Origin of the sequence: Thermus caldifontis (assembly GCF_003336745.1) — a bacterium.
Classification (GTDB): domain Bacteria; phylum Deinococcota; class Deinococci; order Deinococcales; family Thermaceae; genus Thermus; species Thermus caldifontis.
In genome coordinates this window covers 147,522-172,262 of the sequence record NZ_QGMX01000002.1, presented here as the reverse complement: position 1 = coordinate 172,262, position 24,741 = coordinate 147,522, and the positions used below count along the sequence as shown (strand labels likewise).

Genomic DNA, 24,741 nt, shown 5'->3' with positions numbered 1-24,741 from the left:
GTGGTGCTCCTGCTCCTCCTTAGGGTGGGGGAGGGCCTGGGGCTACCGCGCGCTGGAGAAGCCGCCCTTAGCCTTCTTCCCTCCGTCCGCGGAAGACCAAGCGGAAGGGCACCTCTTTAAGGCCCAGGTCCTCACCCACGCGGTTTCTCAGGTAGTTTTCAAAGGCCCGGGTCACGAACTCGGGGTGGTTCACAAAGAAGACAAAGGTGGGTGGGGCCACCTCGGGCTGGGTGGCGTAGAGGATTTTCAAGGGCTTGCCCTTGAAGTTGGGGAGTTGCACCTTGGCGGTCCAGACGGAAAGCCAACGGTTGAGCTCGGCGGTGGGGATGCGGGTGTGGTTGAGCCCAAAGAGGCGCACCGCCTCGCTGAAGATCTTCTCCAGGTTCTGCTTGGTAAAGGCGGAGGTGTACACCCGGGGCAGATGCTCCAGATGGGCAAGCTTTTCCTTGAGTTCCCGGCGCACCTTGGGGGCCTCCTCCTTCCTCACCAGGTCCCACTTGGTGATGACCAGAAGCACGGGCTTGCCCTTTTCCAGGGCGTGATTGGCCAGCTTAAGCTCCCGGTCCCCCACCTGGAAGGGGTCTATGACCAGAAGGACCACGTCGGCCTCCTCTATGGCCTTAAGGCTTCTCCGGATGGCCAGCTCCTCCACCAGGGTTTCCGGGCGCTTGCGGATGCCGGCGGTGTCCACCAGGATGAAGGGTTGGCCGCGGAAGGTGAAGTGGACGTCGATGGCGTCCCGGGTGGTGCCGGGTTCCTCGGAAACGATGACCCGTTCCTCCCCCAAAATGGCGTTGAGAAGGCTGCTTTTCCCGGCATTGGGCCGGCCCACGATGGCGAGCCTAATGCCCGCCACCTCCGGTTCCGACTCAATGTGCTTAACGGGAAGCTTGGCCCAGATGGCCTCGAGGAGCTCCTCGAGGCCCCTATTGTGCTCGCTGGAGGTGGGGATGGGATCGCCAAAGCCCAAAGCGTAAAGGGGGCCCAGGTAAAGCTCGTGCTTGGGGTCGTCCACCTTGGTGGCCACCAGGATCACGGGCTTACCCTTTTTGCGCAGGTACTCCGCCACCTCGTAGTCCGCCTGGGTGAGCTCTGAACGGCCGTCCACGGCAAAGAGGACCACCTCAGCGTCCTCTAGCGCCTGGTCCACCTTTTCCTGGATCTTCTTTTCCCAGCGGTCCCCTGACCAAAGCCCTCCGGTGTCCACCAGGAGGAAGCGGCCCCCTTCGCTTTCCACCACACCTTCCTTAAGGTCGCGGGTAACCCCGGGCACATCGGCCACCACCGCGCTCCTTTTGCCCAGGAGGCGGTTAAAGAGGCTGGATTTGCCCACGTTGGGCCGGCCTACGATGACAACCTTATGCATCCTCACCCCAGAAAACTGGGGTGGGGAAGCCCCCACCCCGCCTTGGAACAGTGTACCACAGGGGGTATACTTTCAGGGTATGCGGAAGCTGGCAGGCCTGGTTTTGCAAAGCCTTGGGTGGCGGTACCACATGCTGCCTCCTCCCAGCAGGAAGTACGTCCTTATCGGTGCTCCCCACACCTCCAACTGGGACTTTCCCGTGGGGCTTCTTGCCCTTTGGGCCCTGGGGATTCGCGCCCGGTGGTTGGGGAAGAAGGAGCTTTTCCGCCCCCCTTTGGGCTGGCTTTTGCGGCTTCTTGGGGGTATTCCCGTGGACCGCTCTCGCCGAAACAACCTGGTGGAGGGCGTGGCAGAGATCTTCCGGCAGGAAGAAGAAATCGCCATTCTCATCACCCCTGAGGGCACCCGGGGGAAGGCGCCCTATTGGCGTACAGGTTTTTACTACATGGCCCTGAAGGCGGGGGTGCCCATCGCTTTGGGCTACGTGGACTTCCGCAAGAAGGAGGTGGGGATTGGCGGCTACCTCTGGCCCAGCGGGGACCTGAGGCGGGACTTTGAGGTTATTCGGGCCTTTTACCAGGACAAGGTGGGCTTGAGGCCCGAAAAGCAGGGGCCCATCCGCATCCGCGAGGAGGTGGAGGAGGTCGCCTGATCCCACCCCACCTTGGGGGCCTCGGTAAATCCCTTCTTCAAGCTACGCCTTTGGGCACCTACCGGGCGCGATCTAGCGGGAAAGGGTAGGACTGGGCAAGGCCCGGGGCCCTGGCAAATCCTCCCACCCCTGCCGCAAGGAGGGGCAGGAAAGGCTCTAGGCTTTAGGGTAGGCTATCCTTATGGAACTAGGCCAGATCCTCTTGCCCCTGGCCATCCTTCTTTGGGGGCCGAAAAGCGCCTTTGTCCAGGCACACGCCAAGGAGTCCTTGAACGGCCAGATCAGCTACACCCTTTACGGGCTGGGCCTCCTCCTTTTGGCCATCACGGTGGTGGGGTTGGTGGTGGCGGTGCCCTTGGGCCTAGGCCTTCTAGTCCTCATGCTTTGGAACATGGTCCGGGGGGCCTTGGCGGCGGGAAGGGGGGAACCGTACACCTACGCCCTTATTCTGCGCCTGGTGCCCTAGCCTCCAAGACCACCACCGCCAGGGCATAGCCCCTTTCGTGGCTTAGGGAGAGGTGGGCCCTAAGGCCTTGGGCCTCGAGGCGGGCCCTTACCCGAGGAGCAAAGCGCAAAACCGGTTTTCTCCCCTCCATCCCCACCCAAACCTCCTTCCAGGAAAGGCTCTCGGGCCAGCACTTCTGGAAGGCTTCCTTGGCGGCGATCCGGGCAGCCAGGCTGGGGGCGGGGTCCTGGTGGCGGAGGGCGTAGCTCAGCTCCTCCTCGGAAAAAAGCCTCTTTAGGGCCTTTTCCCCGTGCCGTCCCAGGAGCCTTCGCACCCGGTCTATGTCCACCAAGTCGGTACCGATGGCTTGAATCATGGGAGGTGAGGTTCCCGGCTATCCCCCGCCATGGCCAGGAGCTGGCCTACCCCGTACCCTAGGCCCTTTTCCTTTAAGGGCCAACTGGGTCCCGGGGGTGAGCCTTTTCGCCCAAGGGGCCATGGGACCATTTTAGCCGGGGAGGTTCCTTGAGCCAGGGAGTGGGTTCGTGCTAGGGTACGTGGGTGTTGCCCAAGGCCTTCCTCTCCCGCATGGCAGCCCTTTTGGGGGAGGAGTTTCCCCTTTTCCTAAAAGCCCTTACGGAGGGGGAAAGGAGCTATGGCCTTAGGGTGAACACCCTGAAGCTTTCCCCCGGGGACTTGAAAAGGATCGCCCCCTGGCCCCTAAGGCCCATCCCCTGGTGCCCGGAGGGCTTCTACTACCCCCCGGAGGCCAGGCCGGGGCCCCATCCCTTCTTCTACGCCGGGCTTTACTACATCCAGGAGCCCAGCGCCCAGGCGGTGGGGGTGCTATTGGACCCGCAACCGGGGGAGCGGGTTTTGGACCTGGCGGCGGCCCCCGGGGGCAAGACCACCCACCTTTTGTCCCGCATGGGGGGAAGGGGACTTCTTATGGCCAACGAGGTGGACGGCAAGAGGATCCGGGGCCTTTTGGAAAACGTGGAGCGCTGGGGGGCGGGGCTAGCCGTGGTCCAGGCCCCACCTAAGGCCTTGGCCGAGGCCTTTGGCGCCTACTTCCACCGGGTCCTTCTGGATGCCCCTTGTTCCGGCGAAGGCATGTTTCGCAAGGACCCCGAGGCCATCCGCCACTGGGGTCCTGGGGCCCCCAGGCGGGCTTCCGAGGTGCAAAGAGGGCTTCTCTCCCAGGCGGCCAGGCTTCTTGGACCAGGGGGGGTCTTGGTCTACTCCACCTGCACCTTCGCCCCCGAGGAGAACGAGGGGGTGGTGGCCCATTTCCTGAAGGAGCATCCCGGGTTTCACCTGGAGGAGGCCCGTTACCATCCCCTCTTTGCCCCGGGAGTGCCGGAGTGGGGGGACGGAAACCCCGAGCTAAGGAAAACCGCCCGGCTTTGGCCCCACCGCTTGGAAGGCGAGGGCCACTTCCTGGCCCGCTTCCGCAAGGGGGAAGGCCCTTGGGGCACGCCCCCTAAGGAGCGTATCCCCCCCTTGGGCCCGGAGACCCGAAGGGCCCTTGGGGGTTTCTTGGAGGAGGTGGGGCTGGCCCTGGAAGGGCCCATCTGGGAGCGCGCGGGCCACCTTTACCTGGTGCCGGAGGAGCTACCCTCCTTGGCGGGGATCAGGGCCCCGGCCCCTGGGCTTTACCTGGGCCTGGTGCAAAAGGGCCGCTTCCGCCCTGCCAAGGCCTTAGCCTTGGCCTTTGGCGCCACCTTGCCTTGGCCCCAGCTTCCCCAGGTGGCCTTCTCCCCGGAAGATCCCCGGGCCTTGGCCCTAGCCACCGGGGAAGGGGTGGCCTGGGAGGGGGAGGATCTTCCGCTCGCCCTGGTGGTTCTCAAGACCGAGGTGGGGAGCTTTCCCCTGGATTTCGGCAAGGCCAAGGCGGGGGTGCTCCGCCCGGTGGGGGTGGGGCTTTAGGCCTTTCACCATAGGGTGGAAGCACCCAGGCTTCGCAGGGCTTCATCGTGAGATAGGAGGACAGCCCTTTCCAAGAGGCTTTGGGCTACCAGCATGCGGTCAAAGGGGTCCCGGTGGTCTCCAGGAAGGGTGGGGGCTAGGAGGGCATGGGGGCCTTGGATAGGGAGTTCCCGGGCTTTCAGAGGTTCCAGCCATCCAGGATAAGCGGAGAGTAGGGCCTCTCCCTGAGGAAACCGGCCCAGCCGAGATTTGATGGCTATTTCCCACAAGGAGGCCACGCTTACCAGACGGGTGTTTTGGGAGTCCTCCAGTAGGCTTCGGGCGAGAGGGGAAAGGCGCTTTGGTTCCACAAGGGCGTAGAGGAGGGTATGGGTGTCCAGGAGAAGCCTTAGCCCTCCCATGCCGTTAACTCCTCCTCTGGCAAGGGGGCGTGGAAGGCTTCCCAATCTACAGGCCCCAGGTGGTCGAGGATGCCTAGCCTTACCCCCTTTTCCCAAGGTTCCAAGCGAGCCAACGGGCGGCCATAACGGGTGATCACGATCTCCTCTCCCCGGCGCACCGCCTCTAGGAGTTCGGAGAGCTTGGCCTTGGCTTCATGTACGCTCACCCTGCGCATAAGATTAGACTAACTTGTTTGGTCAAAAAAACCAAGGCCCTCGAGGACCTCCCGCCAAAGGCCAAAGGCTTCCCTTAGGGTTTCCTCGGGCAGGGGTTGGACCACCAGCCGGCCCGGGGCCAGGGGCACCACCCAGTGGAGGCTTTGGGAGAGCTTCTTCTTATCCCTTTGCAGGTAGGGAAGGAGGTCCTCCCAGGCAACCGGGGGAAGGGGAGGGGGGTTAAGCCACCTGAGGAGGCGGAGGACCAAGGGGGTGAGGTCCTCGCCCCCCAGGAGCCTGCCCAGAAGGGCGGCGTAGAGGAGGCCATGGGCCACCGCTGCCCCGTGGGGCAGGGCGTGGCGGGTGTAGGCCTCCAGGGCGTGCCCCAGGGTGTGCCCCAGGTTTAAAAGCCTTCTTTCCCCTTTCTCCAAAGGGTCCCGCTCGGTGATGGCCACCTTCACCGCCACCGCCTGGGCCAGGTAGGCCTCCAGGCGAGGGCTTTGGGGGGTGAGGCCCTCCACCTCTAAAAGCCCTTCCTCCCCGGAAAGGATCCCGTGCTTGAAGGCCTCCACCAGCCCCTCCCGGAAGGTGAAGGGGGGAAGGGTCTTAAGGGTGCTGAGCTCGGCGTATACCCCCTTGGGAAAGTGGAAGGCTCCCACCAGGTTTTTCCCCTCGGGGAGGTTGAGGCCGGTCTTGCCCCCCACGCTGGCGTCCACCACGCTCAAGGTGGTGGTGGGGAAGGAGAGGTAGGGGATGCCCCGCAGGTAGGTGGCGGCCACGAAGCCGCCCAGGTCGGTGAGGGTACCTCCCCCCACCACCAGCAAGGTGGTGTTCCGGGGGAGGGCCCTTTGCGCCAGGAAGGAAAGCACCTGGCCATACACGCCCAGGCTTTTGGCTCCTTCCCCCCCTTCCACACCCAGACGGTGCTTTACCCCTAGCCTCCCAGACAACTCCCGGGCTAAGCCTTCCACCCGGCGGTCGTAGAGGAGGGCCAGGGGGCCTTCCAGGGGGGGTAGCTCCTCCAGAACCCCTTCCCCAATCAGGATGGGGTAGGGGACGGGTTCATGCACGCTTAGCCTTCGCATACTCCCAGAGCTTCTCCACGATCTCCTCCACCACCTCCTCCACCCGCCGCCCCTCTGTGGAAACGTGGATGTGGGCCTCCCGGTAGATGGGGGCGCGGGCCTCGAGGAGGGTCCTTATCCTTTCTAAGGGGTTTTCCACCTGCAAAAGGGGCCTTTCCCCGGGTTTGCGGGAGGCCCTTTCCAGGATGGTTTCCGGGCTGGCCCAGAGGGCCACCACCGGGCCCCTATGGAGAAGCTTCCTGCGGTTTTCCGGGTCCATGAAGGTTCCCCCGCCCAAGGAGAGGACCAGGTATTCCTTCTGGATAAGCTCCCCCACCGCTTCCCGTTCCATTTTTCGGAAGGTCTCCTCCCCCAGGTGGCGGAAGATATCGGGGATGGAAATCCCTGTGCGCCTTTCAATGTAACGGTCCAGGTCAATGAAGTGGAGCATGAGGGTGCGGGCCAGTTCCCGGCCAATGCGGCTTTTCCCCACCCCCATGAAGCCGGTGAGGCTTACGAAGGTGGCGGGGCGGGGGACTTCCAGGCGGGCCATTGGCCTATCCTAATCCCTCAGTAGGCCCGCACTCGGGCCTTATACCTCTCCACCCGTTCCTGGATCTCCTCCAGGGTATCCCCGCCAAACTTCTCCAGGTAGGCCTGGGCCAGCACGATGGCGGAAAGGGCGCAGAGGATCACGCTGGCCGCGGGTACGGCGGTGACGTCGGAGCGCTCCCGGGCGGCATCGGCGGGCTGGTGGGTCACCACGTCCACGGTGGGCAGGGGCTTCATCAAGGTGGCGATGGGCTTAAGAGCCGCCCTTAGGACCAGCTCCTCCCCCGTGGTCATCCCCCCCTCGAGGCCCCCTGCCCGGTTGGTCTTTCGGTAAAAGCCCCGCTCGGGGCTCCAGTAAATGGCATCGTGTACCTCCGAGCCCCGCTTCATGGCGTTTTGGAAGGCGGGGCCGATCTCCACCCCCTTTACCGCCGGGATGGAAAGGGCCATCTGGGCCAGGCGGCCATCCAGCTTGCGGTCCCAGTGCACGTGGCTCCCTAGGCCGGGCACCAGGCCGCGGAAGCGGGCCTCAATCACCCCGCCTAAGGTGTCCCCTTCCGCCTTGGCCTGGTCTATGAGGCGGATCACCTGGGCCTCGGCCTCGGGGTCGGTCATGCGCAAGGGGCTTTCCTCAATACGGGGAAGAAGCTCCCAGGAAAAGGGCACCTGGCTCCAGACCCCGGCCATGCCCGGCACATATCCCACCCCCTCCACACCCAAAAGGCTTAGGAGCTTAAGGGCCACCGCCCCCACGGCCACCCGCATGGCGGTCTCCCGGGCGCTCGCCCGTTCCAGCACGTCCCTTAGGTCCTTGTGGCCGTACTTCATCCCTCCTGAGAGGTCGGCGTGGCCTGGGCGGGCGGCGGTGAGGGCTTTTTTGCGGGGTTCGTTTCCTGGGGCGGGGTCCATGATCTCCACCCAGTTGCGGTGGTCGGCGTTCTTGATGGCCAGGGCCAGGGGGGCCCCCGTGGTGCGCCCTGCCCTAATGCCGGCCCGGAACTCCACCCGGTCGGTCTCTATGGCCATGCGCCTTCCTCGTCCGTAACCCTTTTGCCTCCTCTCCAGCCAAGGGTTGATGTCCTCCTCGGTGAGGGGGATGCCGGCGGGCAGGCCCTCAATGATGGCCAGAAGCTCCGGGCCATGGGACTCGCCTGCGGTCAAGAACCTCATGGGCCTATTGTAAGGGTTGCCGTGGCAAGGCTAGGCGGGGAGAAAAAGCTTGCAGAGCTCCCCTGGATGAAACTGGGAAGAGCCTTGTTAAGAGTCCTATTTACTGGCAGCGGCTGTTGGAAGCAGACCGACTGCCACTGTATAGTCTAAAGTCCTGCCAATGGTAGTAATAACCAGCCCAGGCACCGCTAGAGCAGCCCGTACTGCCATAGGCTACGCTCATGCACTGGGAGAAGGGCCAGCCCGAGTTTTGGCAGAAATCCCAATCGTTGCCAGCCCTTGCTGCGGTGCGGGATTCCGTGCTACCCCAAACGACGGTATCACTGCATCTGGCAATGGCATAGGCCTTGGCTCCAGGTGAAGCCGTGGTGGGCATGGCGGAGGCCGCCAGGCTGCAGGAGGGGAAAAGGAACTGGGGTGTAAGGCTTTGGATGAGGATGGGGAAGGTGTCCGGGCCTACCACCATTCCTCCGTCAGGGGTCCTGAGCTGGGGGGGAAGCTCTGGTTCCGGTAGGCTTTGGGGGTCCACGCCCTGCTTCATCAGACGGACAATCTCCTCTAGCTTGGCTCGCAGGGCCTGGCGGTTGGCCTTGTCCAGGGGGAGGGGAAACTGGCCGAGAAAGGCCAACTCCAAAGCGTTGACCACCAGGTCCTCGTCCGACCAAATGGCGTACTGCCCTTTTACAAACGCAACTTCCTCTTCCCAAAACCTCCTCTCCTCCTCCGTGGTGGCCTTGCCCATCTGTTCTTGGGCAAACCCTTCAAACCTCGCCACCCCTTGGGCGGTGAAGAGGGGAGGGTCGTATTCAAGCGAAACCCTTCCCTCCCCCATCTTGTAGCGGATCCCAGGGGCCAGTTCCGCCCAGCCATCCGGGTTCGGCAGGGGGCTGGTTTGGGCTTTTGACCTGGGGGTACCGCACCCGGAAAGGAGGGTTAGGAGAAGGACCAGAAGGATTAGGGCTTGCATTTTCGCCACCTCTATCCTGTTTTAAAAAAGAGACGACGTTGTCAAGCCTCCCGGGTACGGGGTGGGGAAAAATTATCGCAGAAAGGTTAGCAGGGCCAGGATAGCGGCCAGGGCGGTGAGGTACAGCATCATGCGGTTAAAGGCGGTGTTGAGGTCCCCCTTTAGCTCCTGCCGCAGGGCTGAGAGGTCCCCCTTAAACTCTTGCCGTAAGGCTGAGAGGTTCCCCTCTAGCTCCTGCCGCAGGGCTGAGAGGTCCCCCTTAAACTCCTGCCGCAAGGCCGAGAGCTCCCCCTTAAACTCCTGCCGAAGGCTGGCCATATGCTGGGTGAGCTTATCCTCAAGCGCCCTTACCTCCTCCTTTAACTCCTGCCGCAGGAGGTCCATGCGGTTTTCCAAGGAGGTCATGCGGTTCTCCAGGGCGGTCATGCGCCCAGGAAGGGTAGCCATAACCCCCTCTACAATGCCCTCCAACTTGTAAAGCCGTTCCTCAGTGGTCATCTAGGTCTAGGATAGCACGGCCCTAGAACCCTCGAGGAAGCAACCAGGGGAGTAAGGAACCCCACCTCCTTGGCTACGCAAGAGGGCTAGCGGCTTGCGGTTTCCTTGACGATATCGGCGGTGATGACCACCAGAAGTTCCCGGTCGGTGGTTTCCTGGGTGCGTTGCTTGAAAAGTTCCCCGATCAGGGGGATATCCATGAGGAGGGGCACCCCTTGTTGCACCTGGTTGTTTTCCTGGGAGGTGAGGCCCCCAAGGACCACGGTCTGCCCGTCCCGCACCCTAAGGGTGGTGGTCACCACCTGCTTGGTGAAGCGGTCCACATCCCCGTCCACGGGGTTGCGCTGGACGTTGCCGGAAACCTCCGCCTTGATGTTGAGGAGGATCTGGCCGTCGGCGGTGATCTGGGGGGTGACCTCCACGATGATGCCGATGTCAAAGGGAACCCGTTCCACCCGGTCCCCCACTACTCGCCGGATGAGGAAGGTTTCCCCGGACTGCAGGCGGGCGGTCTGGTTGTTGAGCACCGTCTGGTTCACATCCCTTAGGGCCCGGGAAAGGCCTTGGCGCTGGAGGGCCTCGAGGGTGGCGAGGATATTGAGGGCCGCCAGGCTTCTCGTGCTGTCAAAGATGAGGGAAAGCCCGGAATCCAGGATGCTGGCCGCCACGTTCCCGCCGGCAATGGTGTTCCACTTGAGGCCTAGGTTGCGGGTGAAGTTGGACTGCACCTCCTGGATGCGCACCCTTAGGTTCACCTGGGGCACCGCCTGGTCCAGCCTGGGGATGAGGCCCTCCACCAGGGCCAGGTCCTCCTGCGTGCCCGTGACGATAAGGGTGTTGGTGCGCTCGTCCGCCACCACCGTGGCCTGGCGTCCTGGGGTTTGGGGTTGCGCTGGACCCTGGCCTTGGGCCTGCCGGGCCTGCAAGGCCTCCTGGAGCACCTTGGCCAGCTCCGAGGCCTTAGCGTTGGAGAGCTGGTAGGAGCGTTGGAAGACGGGCGGCCCTTGCTCAGGGGCTCGGTCAATCTGGGCGAGGAGGTTTTCCACCTCGGAAAGTTGCCTTTCCGTGCCCCGCACCGAGAGGACCGGTTGCCCCGGAACCGTCTGCACCACAATCCCCGGCACCTCCCGGGCCAGGAAGGGGGCTACCTTTTCGGCGTCGGCAAAGCGCAAGGGGTAGAGCCGGCGCACCGTGGCCTCCTGGGTGGGCGGGGCCACCTGAGGAGGCACATCGGCGGCCTTAAGGATTTCCACGAAGAGGGTCTGGTCGGTTTCGGTGGCCTCCAGGAGGAGGGCTTTGGGGTTTCCGGGAATGGCCTCGAGGCGGGCTCCTTTCAGCTCCTTGTCCAGGATGGGGCGAAGCCTTTCCTGGGCTTCCTGATAGGTGAGGTGTTGCAGGGTGTACACCCGGCGCACCAAAGGGGTGGGCTTGGGCAGGTCGGCGGTTTTGAGGAGTTCGCTGATGCGGGTATGGTCCTCCTCGGTGGCGTTGATGATGGCCCGTTTGGGGTCGGTGGGAACAGGGGTGATCTGGGCGTTGGGAACCTGGTTTTGCAAAAAGGGGAGGAGCTCGGGGAAGGTGGCGTGGGTGAGGGCATAGGGGCGCTCCACCCGGGGCTTGGGCAGGGTGAGGGCGGGCAGGGGGCGGAAGTCGATCCCCGCCCGCTGGAGGATGTCGGAGAAGCGGGCGTGCTGTTCCGGGGTGGCCAGGACCGAGAGGAGGGCCCTGAGCTTGCCCCCTTCCTCCACCACGATCCAGTTCACGCTAAGCCCCACCGCCTCCCGGGAGAGGAAGGGAAGGAGATCGTTTTGCACCCAGCCCTTGGCCCCCTCTATGTTCACCAGGGTGCGGGCCTGCCCCTGGGCATCGGTTTCCGTCCGCCGGTAGGCGATCTCGGGGATGGCCACCAGGTAGGGCTTCCGCTCCATGGCCCCGGTGCGGCTTGGGGCGTCCACCAAGGCGGTGATCACCTGGGTGGGGGCCACCACCACCACATCCGGGGGCAGATAGAGGTAGTCCAGGTTGAACTGGGTGCCGTAGGTGGCGAAGAGCAGGTCCCAGACCTCCCGGAAGGGCTTGCCCTGGAAGTCCAGCTTGATGTTGGGCAAGGGGGGCTGGGCCTTGGCCGGGTCACCGGTGGCGTCGTAGGCCCGGTAGATGAGGGGCTGGAGGCCCACGCTTCGGGCTAGGGCTTCCAGGACCACATCCAAGGGCAGGGTGAGCCCGGCCCGCACCTGGCTTTCAGAAACCTTCAGGTCTACCTTGGCGTCAAAACGCCCTTCCTGGGGAAGGCTTCCCGCCAGGGCCCCCATGCCTAGGGCCATAAGGCCGGGGATCACAAGCTTTATAAGTGCCTTTCTCACTGACCACCTCCTGCTTGCATGCTTTCTAGGGAAATCTCAAGGCTTTCGTCCTTTAGTGCCAGAACCACCCGGTCGCTTTCGATGCGCCGGAGCACCGCCTCGCTACCCGGAAGAGGGCTACCCACGGGTAACACCAGGTACCCCTCCTTGCTTTCCAGGATGGCCACGCTCACCGGGCCTAGAAGCGTGCCTGCCAGCTTGAGTCCCCTTTCCTCCACCAGGGTTTCCAAAGGGTTTTTAGCAGGGGTGGGGACGGGTTCGGCCTTCCCTTCCTCTGTTGGTGTCTGGGCGGGCAAGGGGGCTTCCACGAGCCCAGCCGGTGGGGTGAGGATGGGAGGGGCTTCCAACTCAGCCTTGGGTGTTTCCGCCCGGAAGGCTGGCGCCAGCACCTTGGGGGCAGGCAGGGCCCCTTGGCTTCCGGGAAGGGGTCGGGGTGGCGTCTGGGCCACGGTGGGGGCGGGCAAGGGGGTTCCCGGGCTCACCCGTACAGGGGCTCCCGTGGGCACGGGCTGGGGTCTGGGGGCTGGGGTAGGGGTGGGCAGGGGAGCAGGGGGTGGGGCCTCCACCACCAAGGGCACGAAGGGATTGGGCAGGGGAGCTTCCTTTTGGGGTTGCGGCACCGGCACCGGGGCTTGGGCCTTTGCGGCTTCCGTGGCCTGAGGTCTTTCCGCCTGGGCCTTAGGGGGTGTGGGTCCTGGGGAGGGCGGGGTTGCTTCCGCCTCGAGGGGCGGGATGGGAGGCGCCTCTATGGCCTTGGGGGTGGCCTGGGGTGCAGGGACAGGGGTGGGCTCGGCCACAGCGGGCACCTGGGCGGGCAAGTAGAAGCCCACGTACCAGATGGCCACGGCGCTCACCAAGAGGAGGCCTGCCAGAAGGAGCTTGGTGGACTGGGGGAGGTTCCGCCAGGCCTCGGCCAGGCGTGGGAGAAGGGATTTCACCGACCACCTCCTTGTGCCGCTGGCGGCGATGGAGCTCCTTGCGTCTGGGTAGCGCCTTCAGGCTGACCCAGGTCCTTGGCCAGCATGTAGAGGGTTAGGGTCAGGCTGGTGGAGAGAAGGGGGTTTGGGTCCTGACCCTGGACGCTGAGGTTAAGCCCGGAAAGGGAGCTGAAGCGGGAAAGCCCTTCCAGGCGCTTCAGGTAGGCATAGGTTTCGGGGAAAGGCGCCTCCAAGGAGAGGGCCAGGTTCACCGCCCGCACCTCGGGTACCGGGGCCGAGGTGGGGGAGCGGGTGAAGGAGCGTACCGTGACCCCGCTCCTAAGGGCCTCGGTCAGGATCTCGTTCAAGACCTGGGCTAGGCGCTCTTCCTTGGGAAGGGCCCTGAGGAAGGCCTGGCGCTCCGCTTGCAATTCTGCGATGGCCGCCCGGAGTTCCGGCAGGGCCCGCTGGGCCTGGCGTCCCCTATTCCGCTCGGGGATGAGCCTCTCAATCTCTTGGCGCACGGTTTCCGTTTCCTGGCGCAGGGGAACGATGAGGAGGAAGTACCAGAGAAGGGCCACCACCAGGGTGAGGGCGATGGCGATCAGGGCCCATTCCCGCTGTCCCAGCCTAGCGAGCACTTTCCTCACCCCCCACCAAGCCCACCCGGGCGCTGAAGGTGTAAAGCCCCCGGTTCTGGTCCAAGGAAGCCCCTTGGAACTCTATGCCAAAGCGGGGGGAGGTTTCAAAGGCCCGCACGAAGCTCACCAGGGCGTTTTGGTTTAGCGCCTCCCCCTGCACGGTGAACTCCACCCGCACCCGCTTGCCGTCAAAGGTGCCTGCCTGGGCCATCCGGGTGGCCTCCTCCTCGGGAACGGCCCGGGTGCCCACGGAGCGCAGGGCCAGGGGAAGCCGGCCCCCTTCCTGTGGAATCTGGCGGATGAAGGTGGCCAGGTACTCGGACCAGGGGACGAAGTTCTTCTTAAGGCTTTCCCGGATGGCCAGGAGGGCCTCGAGGGCCTTCCTTTCCTGCTCCAGGCGGTTTTGCTCGGCGATAAAGGGTTTCAGGGCTTCCACCTCGGCCCTTAGGGCGTCCCGCTCCGCCTTGGTTTGGTTAAGCTCCGTATATGCGCCGTAGTGGAGGATTCCCAGCACCGAAAGCACCACCAGGGCGAAGGTGGCCGCCGCTAGGCGCCACCAGCCCGGTTCTATGCGGCGGCGTAGGTTTTTGGGGAGGAGGTTAAGCCTAATCAAAGGGCATCACCCCCCGTAAGGCGAGCCCCACGGGCACCATGAACTCTGCGCCCAACTCCCTTAGCTTTTCCAGGTCGAAGCGCTTGGGATCCGCCTGGATCCCCTGCCAGGGGTCGGGGACGGTGAAGTTGACCCCGAGGGTATCGGTGAGAAGGGTGGCGAGACCCCGAAGCCGGCTCCCCCCGCCGTAGAGGTAGCCCACCTCGGGTTGCACATCCCCCAGTTGCACCCGGAAGAACTCCAAGCTCCTCCGGATCTCCTGGGTGAGCTCCACCAGGACGGGGCGGATGGCGTCGTAGATTTTGGCGGGGCTGTAGCGCTCCCTTTCGGCGTCAAAGTCAAGAAGAAGCTCCTCGTCCTCGGTGGGGATGGTGGCGAGGCCGTAGGTGCGCTTCACCTCCTCGGCGGTGAGGAAGTCCAGGCCAAAGTTTTTCCCGATGGCTTCGGTGAAGTCCTTGCCCGAAAGGGTGAGGATCCGCACCGCCAAAGGGCGGTCTCCCTTAAGGAGGACCAGGCTGGTGCTTTCCGCCCCGATCTCCACGGCCACGGAAACCCCTTCCGGGTCGCTGCTGAGCTGGGCCTCGAGGGGGTAGAGCCCGGCAAAGGGTTTTACGTCCAGGACAACGGGGGTCAGGCCGGCTCCCCGCAAGGCCTCCAGCAGGGAAGCCACCGCTTCCTGCCGGGCCGCCCCCACCATCACCTCCACCTGCTCCCCCTCGGCTGCCTCGGCCAGGGGGTCCAAGGGGGCGAAGTCCAAGACCACCTCGTCGATGGGGAAGGGGATGTAGCGCTCCGCTTCCCAGCGCACCGCCTCTTCCATCTCCTTAAGGGGCATCTTGGGCACCTGCAGGGTGCGGAGGATGACGCTGGGGTTGGGGACGGCGGTCACCACATAGCGCTTGCGCACCTTGGCTTCGGCGAGGAGCTCCTTGAGTTCCTGGGCCAGGGCCTGGGGCTCGGCGATCACCCCTTCCACCAGCATGCCCGGGGGGATAGGCCGGGTGGCTAGGGCCCTGAGGACAGGAGGGTTGCCGGAAAGCTCCACCAGCTTTAAGTTGGCGGCGCCGATCTCCAGGCCCAGCGCCTCCACGCGGGGTTGGAATAGCTTGCTGAAACCCGAAAACACATCGCCTCCTCAACACAGAGCGGTGTGGCCGCTACAAGCCATAGGCGAACCTGCTTGCAGTATACATGGTCTTCCTGGAATAGGGAAGAGGAGGTCGCTGGCATTCCCTCGCTGGTTTCAGCCGGATGCGTCTTAAGGAAAGCCTATACCCCTCGAGGACCTCGCCTCGAGGGGCCCTTGGGCCCAAGCCTCAGAGGGCCTTAAGCGTTTCCACCACCGCCTTGGTGAAGGTGTCTGTGGTGGCCGTTCCCCCTAGGTCCGGGGTGCGGGGGCCCTTTTCCAGCACCAGGTCCACCGCCTTCTCCACCTTCTTGGCGGCTTCCTTCTCCCCCAAGTACTCCAGCATCATGGCGGCGGAAAGGATGGCCGCCGTGGGGTTGGCGATCCCCTGGCCGGCGATGTCGGGGGCGGAGCCGTGCACCGGCTCAAAGACGGCAGTGGTATCCCCGATGTTGGCGGAGGGGGCTAGGCCTAAGCCCCCCACCAGGCCCGCCGTAAGGTCCGAGAGGATATCCCCCAGGAGGTTGGTGGTGACGATCACGTCAAAGCGCTCGGGGCGCATGACCAGCTGCATGGCGCAGTTGTCTACGATGATGTCTTGGACGTTTACCAAAGGGTACTCCTTAGCTACCCCCCGCACCGTGTCCAGGAAAAGCCCCTGGGTTACCGGCAGAACGTTGGCCTTGTGGGCGATATGCAGGGTTTTTCGGGGCCGGCCTTCTGCGATCTTCAAGGCCACGCGGCCAATGCGCTCGCTGGCCTTTTGGGAGATCACGGCATCGGCGATGGCCACGTCCAGATAGCGCCGCTCCTGCTCCACGTAAAGGCCTTCGGTGTTCTCCCGCACGATGACGAGATCCACCCCGCTTCGGCTTCCCGGGATGGGGCGGCTTTTGGCGGGGCGCACGTTGGCGTAAAGGTCCAGCCTGCGCCTTAGGTAGCGGATGGCCCCGAAGAAACCCGGCACCTTCCTGGTGGGGCTGGTGGCGGCCCCAAAGAGGGTGGCCTGGCAGGAAAGGATTTTCTCCACCGTTTCCTCGGGCACGGAAACGCCTCTTCGCTCAAAGGTTTCCCAACCTGCTTCTGCCTCCACGAACTCCAGGGGAAGGCCGGTGGCCTCCAGAACTTTTCTGGCCGCTGGGATTACCTCGTGGCCGATGCCGTCGCCCTCAATCAAGCAGATGCGGTACGCCATGTTGCCTCCGGATCTAGGGGTAAGCCCCCTTGTGGGGAATATACACTACACCAGGCCATGAGTAGGCTGGGCTCAGGTGCGGAGGGTAAGGAGAACGAAAACCAGCAGGAGAAAAACCAGGACCCTAAAGGCTGCCTGACGCCTGGAAAGCCGTCTTCCCCCGGCCCTTAGGGCCCCTTCCACCACCACCCCAACGATTCCCGCCAGAATGAAGAGGTCCCCCAGGCTTACCGCCTTGCGCAAGGGTGGCAGGGCGATGACATCCCCCAGGAAGGGAAGGTGGGTGGATTCATCCAAAAGGCTGTGCACGGCGTCGCCCCGGGTCTTGAGAAGCTCCTCCCAGCCTTCTATGCCTGCCTTTTTCAAGGCGTCCAGGCTCACCGGCATATGGCCCCCGTTGGCGAAGATGACCAGGGCGTTCAGGGCAAGGCCCAAGAGCACCAGGTAGAGGCTTTTCAGGTGCCGGTTCCGGTAAAGCCCGTACCCCACCAGGAGGAGGACCAGCACCTTCGCCAAGGGCCCGGCCCATTCGGGTTGAAAAAGGCCCCGGTAGGTTCCGTAGGCCAACCCCCCCTCGGCCAAGGCGGCCAGGAGGAAGGCCCAAGGCACCCTTAACTCTATTCCCCCAAGGTCCTTGGGTTTGGCTCCGAGGGCGAGGGCGAGGCCGATTCCGAATAGGGCTGCGGCCAGGTAGAGCGTGATAAGGGTCCCTCCTTTGCTTTCAGGTAAGCTTCGCGGTCACGCCAGATGGGGTTCGCGTGCCAAAGCTGGGTGAAGAGCTTGACCAGCTTGGGGTCAAACTGGATACCGGAAAGGCTTTGGATTTCGTTTAAGGCTTCCTCCGAGGACTTGGCCGGCCGGTAAGGGCGGCCCGCGGTCATGGCCTCGTAGGCGTCGGCCAGGCCCACGATGCGGGCCTCCTCGGGGATTTCGTGTCCGGCCAGCTCCTTGGGGTACCCGCGGCCATCCCAGCGCTCGTGGTGGTGGAGGATCACGTTGTAGACCACAGGCCCAAAGGCCACCTTCTCCGCCGGCTTCAGGAGCTCAGCCCCCTTGGTGGTGTGGCTTTGCACAATCCGGTATTCCTCGGGCGTGAGCTTGTCGGGCTTAAGGAGAAGGGCTTCGGGAATGCCGATTTTGCCGATGTCGTGAAGCCTTGCGGCCCGGTAGATCTCCTGAGCCTTGGCTTCGTCCTGGTATAAAGCCCGCGCTATGTCAGAAGCGATATCGGCCACCCGTTCGGAGTGCAGGCGGGTTTCCCTTTCTTTGGCCTCTAGCGCGTGCATGAGGACTTCAAGGGTGGTGTCAAAGGCCTGCTCCAGCCGCACCTTCTCGTCCCAGTAGAAACGGCTGTAGTACAAGGGCACCAGGAAAAAAAGGATCGTCCAGCCCCCCCAGCCACCGATAAGCGGGGTTTTGTAGGCCTGGGCCATAAGCAAGGCGAAGGGGGAGAGGAGAAAATAGCTGGCTACTAACCAACCATAGTTTTTCCGCCAGATTTCTCGGATAGGGGTACCGCTAGCGAGATGAATAACCAGGGTCATTAAACTTATATTAATTGCGAAAAAGGTAACTGAGGCTAAGCTTATTCCTGCGCCAGAACTTAAGTTGAAAGTTCCAAGAATGAAGGGGTTCGCTTGAAAAAATTGCCAAACCAGGGCGGCGGCCAGGGTGGCCAGGGCATCCTGGGAGCGATTAAATAGCTGCTTGTACCATCTGTTACCGCTGGATTGGAACAGAAAAACCCATAGTGGAGCAAACCAGGGTGGCGTGAGGACTACCAAGGCCAGAGCGAAAAGGAAAAGGTGGCTCATGCTGGCGCTTAGGGGAAGGCGGATCTCCACCCGCACGCTCCAGAAGACCAGTGCGGCCCAGAAAAGGAGGTCAAACCAGGAGAAGCCTGGTGGGGGAAGACTGAACCCGTAGTGCAGGATTAGATAGCCTTCCAGCAACAGGAAGCTTACAAAGACAGCCGAGATGAGGGCTAACACCTTGGGTGGGGGCAGTTCCAGGCGGCGGAGCTTTTGGAGCATACTGGCCTAAGGATAGCACAAAGCCCCCACCCTGGGGGCCCAAAAGAAAAAAACGGCCAGATTTTGGCCGTTTTTACTGCCAGTGTGAGCTAGCCCCAGCCGCCAGTCCCAAAGCCACCAGAGAGCCGAGAAGTGCCAGAACCTTAGCGATCAGCTTCTTCATCTTCATCCCTCCTTTTCCTAAAGCTTCCGGGGGGTTGGCCCCGTTTGCTTGTCTTTCACTTTAGGGGGGTCTGTCAATACTGTCAAGAGGTAAAGAATAGGTATCATAACGGTGAAAATCGCCATTACTTTAACAGTTTCTGGGAGTGAGTCAGATTTATACTACCCAGCCTAGCACATCCCTGGCCAGCTGGGTAGTACCCTGTTGGGCGAGGGGGAACCTTCCGGGTTTGGGGGGAATACAAGGCCTCAAAAAAACAAGGCGACTGCGGGGCCTAGGCCCTCACAGTCCACCAATGCACCAGCTTGAACACACCCCGAAAATTTCACCGGCAATACCCTAGAATAAAGGCTCTTTGCGCCGAAAAATGCCCTATCCGAATACCCACCCGGAATCTAAAGGGGTTTCCCGCAGGTTCCCACCTCCTTCAGGGGTAGTGTAGCAAAAATGGCAACCCAGGATGGGGAAAAGAAAAACTGCCCTCCCTAAGAGGGCAGTCCAGCTTTCCTGCTGGTGCCGAGGGGCGGAATCGAACCGCCGACACTGCGATTTTCAGTCGCATGCTCTACCAACTGAGCTACCTCGGCCTGGCGGCCCCGACGGGACTCGAACCCGCGATCTCCCACGTGACAGGCGGGTGTGTTAACCAACTACACCACGGGGCCTTAGGTTGTTGCCGGGTCGGGGGCGTCCGACCGGGCACTTAGGATGATAGCCGGGGGAAAGGGCGGTGTCAAGCTTAAGCTGGAGCGAGGTCTTGGCCTACCACCGGACCCGGAAGGGGATTGGGAGGCGTAGCCTCCTGGTGGACCGGGGGGAGTCGGGGTACCGCAACGTGTTTTTGCCCGATGGCCGCATACTCTACCAGGGCGAGGGTAAGCGGGGAAACCAGGAGCCCATAGGGGGAAACCTGCGGCTTCTTCTGGCCCAGCAGGAGGGTACCCCCTTTAGGGTTTTCCTGCGGGAGCGGCCTGGCCTTTGGCGGGACCTAGGGTGCTACCGGGTGGAGGGGCACCGCTACGCCCTTCTTATGGAGGAGGGACGGTGGGTGTACTGGTTTACCCTTGCCCCTTGTGGATGCGAAGCAGGCCTTTAAGGGTTAGGTCCTCGTCCACCACGTCAAAGGAGGGGCAGAGGTCCCGCAGGGTTTCCGCAAAGCCTCCCGTGGCGATCACCAGGGCCTCCCCGGCTTCCTCCTGGAAGCGGCGCACCATGCCCTCTACCAAGGCGGCATAGCCCAGAACCAGGCCTGAGCGCAGGGCGTCCAGGGTGTTTTTGCCCACCACCTGAGGGGGGGGGACCAGGTCTATACGGGGAAGCTTGGCGGTCCGGGCCGCCAGGGCGTCGGCGGCGGTCTGGGGGCCGATGGTGATGGCCCCGCCCAGGTAGCGGTTGGGAACTTCCACCAGGTCAAAGGTGGTGGCGGTGCCGAAGTCCACCACGATGTAGCGGCCGGTGGGGCTTTCGTAGCCCAAAGCGCCCACGGCGTTCACCAGGCGGTCGGTGCCGGCTTCCTTGGGGTTATCTATGCACACCTCCAGCCCCGTGGCCTCGGCGTCCACCACCTGGGCCCGGATGCCAAAAAGCTTCTCTATGGCCTCCTTCATCTCCCTTTCCACCGGGGGCACCACGCTGGAAAGGAGGGCGGCCTTGGGGGGAGGGAGGTTTTCCAGGGCGAAGAGGTTTTGCAACACCACCCGGTACTCGCTTTCCATGCGCATCCGGTCGGTGTGGATGCGGAAGTGGGCGATGAGGTCCTCCCCGGAGAAGACCCCCAGGACCGTGGAGGTGTTGCCGATGTCTATGGCCAGGAGCATGGCGCTTAGCCTTGGGCCTCTTGGTCTTCCTCCCAGGGCTCCAGCACCACCTTTACGGTGATCTCGGCGTTGAGGCTGGCGGAAACGGAGCAGTACTTGGTGTGGGAGAGGTGGGCGGCGCGCTCGAGGGCCTCCAGGGTCACCCCCGGTCCCGAGGCGATGTGGGTGATGGTGATGTGGGTGTAGCGCTTGGGATGGGTTTCCGCCCGTATGCCCTCCACCTCCACCCGGTAGCGGGCCAGGGGTTGCTTCTTTTTCTTCATGATGTCCACCACGTCGTAGGCGGTGCAGGCCCCCAGAGCCATGAGGAGGAGCTCCATGGGTCGGGGGCCGGTGGCGGGCTGGTCCCCGTCGATCATCACCTTGTCCCCTTGCTCGTTGATGCCCAGGAAGCGGTGGCCTACCAGGTGGTGGATCACAACCCTCTTGGTCATGAGCCGGATTTTACCAGGCTTTCATCTATCCCGCTAGAATGGGCGTGGATGCGGGTATTCCTCCTGGTTTTCGCCTTGGTATGGAACCTGGCCTTGGCCTTTCCCCGGGTGGGGGTGCATGAGGGCTTCACCCGTTTGGTGTTTGATCTACCTAAGGCTGAGATAGAACCTAGCCTTTCCCAGGAGCAGGACCAGCTGATCGTGGTTTTTAAGGGGATAAAGGTGGCCCCCCTGGACCAGGTGGTGAACTCCCCGGAGGTGGTTTCCGTGCAGACCGTTTCCGAGGGGGAGGGGGTGCGGGTGGTGGTGCGCCTGAAAGGGCCCGTGGAGGCTAAAGTGGTGCGCTATACCGACCCCGAGCGGCTGGTGGTGGACTTGACCTTGAAAAAAGAGGCGGCTTCCCCAGCCAAGCCTGCCCCGGACCCCGTCCGCAACCGGCCTCCCAAGCCGCCGAAACCCGTGGTCCTTCTGGACCCGGGGCATGGGGGCATAGACCCGGGGATGGTGGGGCATGTGGTGGAGAAGGAGGTGGTGCTGGATGTGGCCTTGCGCCTTAAGCGCCTTCTGGAGAGGGAGGGGATAGAGGTGCGCCTCACCCGGGACCGGGACATGCACCTTTCCCCCGATAAACGGGAGGACCTTTCCCGGCGGGCTTCCATGGCCGATAGTTCCCAGGTGAACCTCTTCATCTCCATTCATGTGAACGCCACACCCACCCGCACCGCCCAGGGGGTGGAGGTGTTTTACTTTGGCCGGGCCCAGGACGCTAGGGTCTTGTCCCAGGTGATCCGGGAAAACGGCGGGGGGGAGTTGGGAAAGCGCCTGACCCAGGAGGCCTGCACCGTGGCGGAGAGGATCCTTTCCGACATCGTGGCCCAAGCCAACCAGCGCTACAGCCAGCGCCTGGCGGAAACCCTGGGGCGGCACCTTTCCCAGGTCACGGGGAGCCCCTACCGGGGGAGTTTTCCGGGGGATCTCTTTGTGCTTCGTTACGCCAAGGTCCCTGCCGTCTTGGTGGAGATCGGCTTCGGGGACCATGTGGTGGAGGGGCGGCGCCTCGCCGACCCCGCCTACCGGGAGAGGGTGGCCCAGGGGCTTCTTGCGGGCATCCTCACCTTTTTGGCCAACGGAGCCTATGCCCGCTGAGAGCCACCACCAGGGCCCAGTGGCCCCCTTCCACCAAAAGCCTTCCCGCCGCCACCTCTCCCAGGCCCGCAAAGAGGGCGGAGCCTAGGAGGGTGGAGAGGATAAGGCAAGCGGCCATTTAAAAGGGGAAAGCGTCCAAGGCTTCCCTTGCCGAGGGAAACCGCTCCTTAGGGGACTTGGCCAGGAGGCGTTCTACATAGCCTTGCTCCTCGAGGCCCAGGCCCGGTATGGGGGGCACGGCCCCTTGCAGGTGGCCGAGGAGCACCTCCTCCGGTCCCCCCACGAAGGGGTGCTCTCCGGAGAGGACCCAGTACAGGATGACCCCTGCCGCGTAGACGTCGGCCTCGGGGCCAGGGCTTTGCCCCAGGACCTGTTCGGGGGCCAGGTAGGGAAGGGTGCCCAGCCTTAAGGGTTTTTTGAAGGCCTCGAGGGCCGGTCCCGAGAGGTCAAAGTCCACCAACCTGGCCTCGTCCGTTCCCGCCACGATGATGTTTTCCGGCTTCACGTCCCGGTGCACCAGGCCCTTGCCGTGCATGTGGGCCAGGGCCAGGAGGAGCTGGCGGAAGACGAAAAGGGCCCGATTTCTGCCGGGACTACGGAGCATCCAGCGCCCCATCTCCTCCCCGGGGGCGTAGGCCAGGAGGAGGGCGGGGCCTTCCTCCAGGTCCAGGCTCTCCAGGACCGGGTTGAGGTTGGGATGGGAAAGCCTTTGGCCCACCCAAAACTCCCGGTTGCGCCTGGCCTCGGCCCCCGGGGGGAAGACCTTGAGGGCATAGGGGGTGCCATAGCGGTCAAAGGCCAGGTAGACGGTGGCCAAGGCCCCCCGGCCCAGGGGGCGCACCACCCGGTATCGGTTCAAAAGGACCTTCCCCGCCAGGCTCACCGCCTCCACTATATCCAGCCCTCACGTCTTTCACCCAGAAGCCGTTAGGATTTTTGGCGTGCGCGGCTTGGCGCTTTCCGGTGGGGGGGCCAGGGGGCTTGCCCATGTAGGGGCCCTCGAGGTCTTCCTGGAGGCGGGCTTGGAGTTTCAGGTGGTGGCCGGGACCAGCATGGGGGCCATCGTGGGGGCGCTCTACGCCGCAGGCAAGACCCCGGCGGAGATGCTGGCCATCGCCCGCAAGACTCCCTGGCTGGGGCTTTTGGGCTTCTCCCCCAGGGAGGGGATTTTTTCCCGCAAGAAGCTCAAGGATTTCCTGGCGGAGCACCTGCCCGGGCGTTTTGAGGAGCTTAAAAGGCCCCTGGCGGTCACGGCGGTGGACGTGGTTTCGGGTAGGCTCCTTTTCCTCACCCAAGGAGATCTCCCCAGCGCCGTCTTGGCCTCGGCGGCCTATCCTGGCCTTCTGGCCCCGGTGGAACGGGAGGGGCAGCTTCTCTTTGACGGCGGGGTTTTGGATAACCTTCCCGTGGATGCCGCCCGCTTCCTGGGGGCCACGGAGGTCTATGCCGTGGACGTGACCCCCGAGCGCCGGGTGGAGGAGGCCCCCAAGGGGCTTCTGGCCTTGGCCCGGCGGGCGGTGGACCTGATGCAGCTACACCTCACCTCGGTGCGCCTCACCCTATATGCCCCGGAGGTGTACGTGAGGCCCAGCCTGCCCGGGGTGGGCATTGAGGACTTCCGCCGCCTGGAGGAGATCGTGGAAGCAGGGCGCAAGGCGGCCAGGCAAGCCATAACGGGTAGAGTAGGAGGGGTATGAAGGCGTTTTGGGACTATCTTTTTCGCGAGTGGTTCCGCCAGGTGGGAGAAGCCCTTCTGGTGGCGTTTTTGGTCACCACCTTTGTCTTCACCACCGTGGGGGTGGTGGGGCAGAGCATGTTTCCCACCCTGCAAAACGGGGAGCGGGTTCTGGTGCCCAAGTGGGAAACCTGGTTGGTGCGCTTTGGCCTGATGGAGTGGAAAAGGGGAGAGATTGCCATCCTCAAGCCTCCCGAAGGTACCCCTAACGCCACCGCCCGCTTTCCCATCCTGGGCTTTAGCTTCAGGGCCTTCTTCATCAAGCGCATCGTGGCGGTGCCGGGGGATGAGGTCTATGTGGAGCGGGGGGTGGTGTACATCAACGGCAAACCCCTGGACGAAAGGCACATCACCGACCGCATCGCCCCCTGGCCCGATTCCTTTCCGGGGGTGTGCTATAAGGACGGGCGGATGACCCGCCTCCTCACCCAGCAGGGGGATTTCCCCGTGGAGCTTCTGCCCGCCTACCTAAGGCCCCTTAGGGAGATGCTCCTGCCCCCCTCGGAAGAGGTCTTGGCCCGAAGCCGCTTCACCGAGGCCTGCGAGGTGGGGCGCATTCGGCTCAAGAAGGGGTATTACCTGGTCATGGGGGATAACCGCACCTTGGGGGGTTCGGAGGATTCCCGCACCTTTGGACCCGTGCCCGTGGAGGCCATCGCTGGCAGGGCCAGCTTCGTGTGGTGGCCCATCTTCGTGCGGGATGAGAGAGGGCTTCGCCTGAACCTTAGAAGGCTTTCCCCGCCTCCCGCCTACCAACTGCCCTGAAGCACGGCCACCACCAGCCTCCCAGGGCCATGCACCCCCTTCACCATCACCTGGCCAATGTCGGCGCTTTTGGAGGGGCCGGAGTGGAGCCCTAGGGCGCTGGGAAGGGATTTCAGGTCCAAGAGGGCCTCGAGGAGGCTGGGGTAGACCCTTTTCTCCTCCACCAGGACCAGGTGAACGGGGGGTAAGAGTTGGGTCCTCCTGCCATCCTCCGAGGAGAGGGCCACCGTCCCCGTTTCCGCCACGGCGAAGAGGGCGCGGGACACCCCTAAGGGGGCTTCTTCGGGAGGGATTTCTGGCAGGAGGCGGAAGGCGGAGGGAACCCCCTTGCCATAAGCGGCCCCGGGAAGCCCTTGGGCCAGGTCCGCAAGAAGCCTCCTCACCCCTTCCTCGTCCAGGAGGTGGCCCTCGGCCCCGTTTTCCGCCAGGCGCTTTAGGAAAAGGGCCAAGGGGTCCTGGGGGGAGGCCGGGTGGGGGTGCTCGGGAAGAAGGGCCTTGGGCATGCCCTTAAGGGCCTGCCTGATGCGGCTTAGGATGCGGGATTTTGCGTCCAT

The 24,741-nt window shown here is 63.6% G+C and carries 28 protein-coding genes and 2 tRNA genes; 7 read left to right on the top strand and 23 right to left on the bottom strand.

Annotated elements, in window-relative coordinates; translation table 11 throughout:
• Nucleotides 1-67: 67 nt before the first annotated feature.
• Complete coding sequence (der, locus tag DK874_RS04625) at nt 68-1,366, bottom strand: ribosome biogenesis GTPase Der (RefSeq protein ID WP_114312860.1); 1,299 nt, start codon at nt 1,364-1,366, stop codon at nt 68-70.
• 79 nt (nt 1,367-1,445) lie between these two features.
• Between der and DK874_RS04620 the strand changes: the two genes are divergently transcribed.
• Both DK874_RS04620 and DK874_RS04615 read left to right on the top strand, forming a co-directional pair.
• Complete coding sequence (locus DK874_RS04620; protein ID WP_114312859.1) at nt 1,446-2,018, top strand: 1-acyl-sn-glycerol-3-phosphate acyltransferase; 573 nt, start codon at nt 1,446-1,448, stop codon at nt 2,016-2,018.
• Between the two features lie 181 nt (nt 2,019-2,199).
• Nucleotides 2,200-2,484 (top strand): DUF4870 domain-containing protein, encoded by a 285-nt coding sequence (locus DK874_RS04615; RefSeq protein WP_114312858.1) that lies wholly within the window; start codon nt 2,200-2,202, stop codon nt 2,482-2,484.
• Here DK874_RS04615 and acpS read toward each other — a convergent pair.
• Nucleotides 2,462-2,839, bottom strand: coding sequence for a holo-ACP synthase (acpS, locus tag DK874_RS04610; protein WP_114312857.1), 378 nt, complete (start codon nt 2,837-2,839; stop codon nt 2,462-2,464). The genes DK874_RS04615 and acpS overlap by 23 nt on opposite strands.
• A 185-nt stretch (nt 2,840-3,024) precedes the next feature.
• Here acpS and rsmF point away from each other — a divergent pair, with 185 nt between their 5' ends.
• A complete protein-coding gene (rsmF, locus tag DK874_RS04605) occupies nt 3,025-4,392 on the top strand; it encodes a 16S rRNA (cytosine(1407)-C(5))-methyltransferase RsmF (protein ID WP_114312856.1) in 1,368 nt (455 codons plus the stop codon).
• 5 nt (nt 4,393-4,397) lie between these two features.
• Here the strand turns inward: rsmF and DK874_RS04600 are convergent, their stop codons facing one another.
• The 17 genes from DK874_RS04600 to DK874_RS04520 form a co-directional block, all read right to left on the bottom strand.
• Nucleotides 4,398-4,793, bottom strand: coding sequence for a type II toxin-antitoxin system VapC family toxin (locus DK874_RS04600; RefSeq protein WP_114312855.1), 396 nt, complete (start codon nt 4,791-4,793; stop codon nt 4,398-4,400).
• On the bottom strand, nt 4,781-5,008 hold the full coding sequence (locus DK874_RS04595) for a type II toxin-antitoxin system Phd/YefM family antitoxin (protein WP_114312854.1): 228 nt from the start codon (nt 5,006-5,008) through the stop codon (nt 4,781-4,783). The genes DK874_RS04600 and DK874_RS04595 overlap by 13 nt, the downstream gene beginning before the upstream one ends.
• Before the next feature lie 9 nt (nt 5,009-5,017).
• Nucleotides 5,018-6,073, bottom strand: a complete 1,056-nt coding sequence (locus DK874_RS04590) for a 3-dehydroquinate synthase (RefSeq protein WP_114312853.1) — start codon at nt 6,071-6,073, stop codon at nt 5,018-5,020.
• Nucleotides 6,051-6,605 (bottom strand): shikimate kinase, encoded by a 555-nt coding sequence (locus DK874_RS04585; RefSeq protein ID WP_114312852.1) that lies wholly within the window; start codon nt 6,603-6,605, stop codon nt 6,051-6,053. The genes DK874_RS04590 and DK874_RS04585 overlap by 23 nt, the downstream gene beginning before the upstream one ends.
• Before the next feature lie 17 nt (nt 6,606-6,622).
• Nucleotides 6,623-7,774, bottom strand: a complete 1,152-nt coding sequence (aroC, locus tag DK874_RS04580; protein WP_114312851.1) for a chorismate synthase — start codon at nt 7,772-7,774, stop codon at nt 6,623-6,625.
• Between the two features lie 100 nt (nt 7,775-7,874).
• Nucleotides 7,875-8,741 (bottom strand): hypothetical protein, encoded by an 867-nt coding sequence (locus DK874_RS04575; RefSeq protein WP_114312850.1) that lies wholly within the window; start codon nt 8,739-8,741, stop codon nt 7,875-7,877.
• A 72-nt stretch (nt 8,742-8,813) separates the two neighbouring features.
• The gene (locus DK874_RS04570; RefSeq protein WP_114312849.1) at nt 8,814-9,239 is read right to left on the bottom strand and encodes a DUF1640 domain-containing protein; all 426 of its coding nucleotides are present in this window, start codon (nt 9,237-9,239) and stop codon (nt 8,814-8,816) included.
• A gap of 86 nt (nt 9,240-9,325) precedes the next feature.
• Complete coding sequence (locus DK874_RS04565; protein ID WP_114313007.1) at nt 9,326-11,563, bottom strand: secretin GspD/PilQ domain-containing protein; 2,238 nt, start codon at nt 11,561-11,563, stop codon at nt 9,326-9,328.
• A gap of 35 nt (nt 11,564-11,598) precedes the next feature.
• A complete protein-coding gene (locus DK874_RS04560; protein ID WP_114312848.1) occupies nt 11,599-12,540 on the bottom strand; it encodes a competence protein in 942 nt (313 codons plus the stop codon).
• The gene (locus tag DK874_RS04555; RefSeq protein ID WP_114312847.1) at nt 12,537-13,160 is read right to left on the bottom strand and encodes a type IV pilus inner membrane component PilO; all 624 of its coding nucleotides are present in this window, start codon (nt 13,158-13,160) and stop codon (nt 12,537-12,539) included. Before DK874_RS04555 ends, DK874_RS04560 begins: the two co-directional genes overlap by 4 nt.
• The gene (locus tag DK874_RS04550; protein WP_114312846.1) at nt 13,150-13,773 is read right to left on the bottom strand and encodes a flagellar protein FliT; all 624 of its coding nucleotides are present in this window, start codon (nt 13,771-13,773) and stop codon (nt 13,150-13,152) included. Before DK874_RS04550 ends, DK874_RS04555 begins: the two co-directional genes overlap by 11 nt.
• Nucleotides 13,766-14,899 carry a type IV pilus assembly protein PilM gene (gene pilM / locus DK874_RS04545; RefSeq protein WP_114312845.1) on the bottom strand — a complete coding sequence of 378 codons (1,134 nt, stop codon included), beginning with the start codon at nt 14,897-14,899 and terminating at the stop codon, nt 13,766-13,768. The genes DK874_RS04550 and pilM overlap by 8 nt, the downstream gene beginning before the upstream one ends.
• A 190-nt stretch (nt 14,900-15,089) precedes the next feature.
• On the bottom strand, nt 15,090-16,094 hold the full coding sequence (locus DK874_RS04540) for a homoisocitrate dehydrogenase (RefSeq protein WP_114312844.1): 1,005 nt from the start codon (nt 16,092-16,094) through the stop codon (nt 15,090-15,092).
• A 72-nt stretch (nt 16,095-16,166) separates the two neighbouring features.
• Entirely contained in the window at nt 16,167-16,661 is a 495-nt protein-coding gene (locus DK874_RS04535) for a DUF5317 domain-containing protein (RefSeq protein WP_114313006.1), read from the bottom strand.
• 50 nt (nt 16,662-16,711) lie between these two features.
• On the bottom strand, nt 16,712-18,127 hold the full coding sequence (locus tag DK874_RS04530) for an HD-GYP domain-containing protein (RefSeq protein WP_114312843.1): 1,416 nt from the start codon (nt 18,125-18,127) through the stop codon (nt 16,712-16,714).
• 674 nt (nt 18,128-18,801) lie between these two features.
• Nucleotides 18,802-18,877, bottom strand: a tRNA-Phe gene (locus tag DK874_RS04525).
• Between the two features lies 1 nt (nt 18,878).
• Nucleotides 18,879-18,955 (bottom strand) — tRNA-Asp (locus DK874_RS04520).
• A gap of 65 nt (nt 18,956-19,020) precedes the next feature.
• On the opposite strand from DK874_RS04520, the gene DK874_RS04515 reads away from it, so the two are divergent.
• A complete protein-coding gene (locus DK874_RS04515; protein ID WP_114312842.1) occupies nt 19,021-19,386 on the top strand; it encodes an SRA domain-containing endonuclease in 366 nt (121 codons plus the stop codon).
• Here DK874_RS04515 and DK874_RS04510 read toward each other — a convergent pair.
• Together DK874_RS04510 and DK874_RS04505 are read right to left on the bottom strand one after the other, a co-directional pair.
• Complete coding sequence (locus tag DK874_RS04510; RefSeq protein ID WP_114312841.1) at nt 19,349-20,107, bottom strand: type III pantothenate kinase; 759 nt, start codon at nt 20,105-20,107, stop codon at nt 19,349-19,351. The genes DK874_RS04515 and DK874_RS04510 overlap by 38 nt on opposite strands.
• Nucleotides 20,108-20,112: 5 nt before the next feature.
• Nucleotides 20,113-20,541, bottom strand: coding sequence for an OsmC family protein (locus tag DK874_RS04505; protein WP_114312840.1), 429 nt, complete (start codon nt 20,539-20,541; stop codon nt 20,113-20,115).
• Nucleotides 20,542-20,589: 48 nt separating this feature from the next.
• Here DK874_RS04505 and DK874_RS04500 point away from each other — a divergent pair, with 48 nt between their 5' ends.
• Nucleotides 20,590-21,687: an N-acetylmuramoyl-L-alanine amidase gene (locus DK874_RS04500; RefSeq protein WP_114312839.1), complete on the top strand. Its 1,098-nt coding sequence runs from the start codon at nt 20,590-20,592 to the stop codon at nt 21,685-21,687.
• Between the two features lie 118 nt (nt 21,688-21,805).
• Here the strand turns inward: DK874_RS04500 and DK874_RS04495 are convergent, their stop codons facing one another.
• Nucleotides 21,806-22,579 carry a serine/threonine-protein kinase gene (locus DK874_RS04495; protein WP_114312838.1) on the bottom strand — a complete coding sequence of 258 codons (774 nt, stop codon included), beginning with the start codon at nt 22,577-22,579 and terminating at the stop codon, nt 21,806-21,808.
• 49 nt (nt 22,580-22,628) lie between these two features.
• Between DK874_RS04495 and DK874_RS04490 the strand changes: the two genes are divergently transcribed.
• Both DK874_RS04490 and lepB read left to right on the top strand, forming a co-directional pair.
• The gene (locus tag DK874_RS04490) at nt 22,629-23,384 is read left to right on the top strand and encodes a patatin-like phospholipase family protein (protein ID WP_114312837.1); all 756 of its coding nucleotides are present in this window, start codon (nt 22,629-22,631) and stop codon (nt 23,382-23,384) included.
• Nucleotides 23,381-24,187, top strand: a complete 807-nt coding sequence (gene lepB / locus DK874_RS04485; RefSeq protein WP_114312836.1) for a signal peptidase I — start codon at nt 23,381-23,383, stop codon at nt 24,185-24,187. Before DK874_RS04490 ends, lepB begins: the two co-directional genes overlap by 4 nt.
• Here lepB and DK874_RS04480 read toward each other — a convergent pair.
• On the bottom strand, nt 24,172-24,741 hold the full coding sequence (locus DK874_RS04480; protein ID WP_114312835.1) for a LutC/YkgG family protein: 570 nt from the start codon (nt 24,739-24,741) through the stop codon (nt 24,172-24,174). The two genes, lepB and DK874_RS04480, sit on opposite strands and share 16 nt — an antisense overlap.

Coding starts and splice junctions, on each gene's coding strand:
- der (WP_114312860.1), bottom strand. CDS start 1,366: ATGCATAAGGTTGTCATCGTAGGCCGGCCCAACGTGGGCAAATCCAGC.
- DK874_RS04620 (WP_114312859.1), top strand. CDS start 1,446: ATGCGGAAGCTGGCAGGCCTGGTTTTGCAAAGCCTTGGGTGGCGGTAC.
- DK874_RS04615 (WP_114312858.1), top strand. CDS start 2,200: ATGGAACTAGGCCAGATCCTCTTGCCCCTGGCCATCCTTCTTTGGGGG.
- acpS (WP_114312857.1), bottom strand. CDS start 2,839: ATGATTCAAGCCATCGGTACCGACTTGGTGGACATAGACCGGGTGCGA.
- DK874_RS04600 (WP_114312855.1), bottom strand. CDS start 4,793: ATGGGAGGGCTAAGGCTTCTCCTGGACACCCATACCCTCCTCTACGCC.
- DK874_RS04595 (WP_114312854.1), bottom strand. CDS start 5,008: ATGCGCAGGGTGAGCGTACATGAAGCCAAGGCCAAGCTCTCCGAACTC.
- DK874_RS04590 (WP_114312853.1), bottom strand. CDS start 6,073: ATGCGAAGGCTAAGCGTGCATGAACCCGTCCCCTACCCCATCCTGATT.
- DK874_RS04585 (WP_114312852.1), bottom strand. CDS start 6,605: ATGGCCCGCCTGGAAGTCCCCCGCCCCGCCACCTTCGTAAGCCTCACC.
- aroC (WP_114312851.1), bottom strand. CDS start 7,774: ATGAGGTTCTTGACCGCAGGCGAGTCCCATGGCCCGGAGCTTCTGGCC.
- DK874_RS04575 (WP_114312850.1), bottom strand. CDS start 8,741: ATGCAAGCCCTAATCCTTCTGGTCCTTCTCCTAACCCTCCTTTCCGGG.
- DK874_RS04570 (WP_114312849.1), bottom strand. CDS start 9,239: ATGACCACTGAGGAACGGCTTTACAAGTTGGAGGGCATTGTAGAGGGG.
- DK874_RS04565 (WP_114313007.1), bottom strand. CDS start 11,563: ATGGCCCTAGGCATGGGGGCCCTGGCGGGAAGCCTTCCCCAGGAAGGG.
- DK874_RS04540 (WP_114312844.1), bottom strand. CDS start 16,094: ATGGCGTACCGCATCTGCTTGATTGAGGGCGACGGCATCGGCCACGAG.
- DK874_RS04530 (WP_114312843.1), bottom strand. CDS start 18,127: ATGCTCCAAAAGCTCCGCCGCCTGGAACTGCCCCCACCCAAGGTGTTA.
- DK874_RS04510 (WP_114312841.1), bottom strand. CDS start 20,107: ATGCTCCTGGCCATAGACATCGGCAACACCTCCACGGTCCTGGGGGTC.
- DK874_RS04505 (WP_114312840.1), bottom strand. CDS start 20,541: ATGACCAAGAGGGTTGTGATCCACCACCTGGTAGGCCACCGCTTCCTG.
- DK874_RS04500 (WP_114312839.1), top strand. CDS start 20,590: ATGCGGGTATTCCTCCTGGTTTTCGCCTTGGTATGGAACCTGGCCTTG.
- lepB (WP_114312836.1), top strand. CDS start 23,381: ATGAAGGCGTTTTGGGACTATCTTTTTCGCGAGTGGTTCCGCCAGGTG.
- DK874_RS04480 (WP_114312835.1), bottom strand. CDS start 24,741: ATGGACGCAAAATCCCGCATCCTAAGCCGCATCAGGCAGGCCCTTAAG.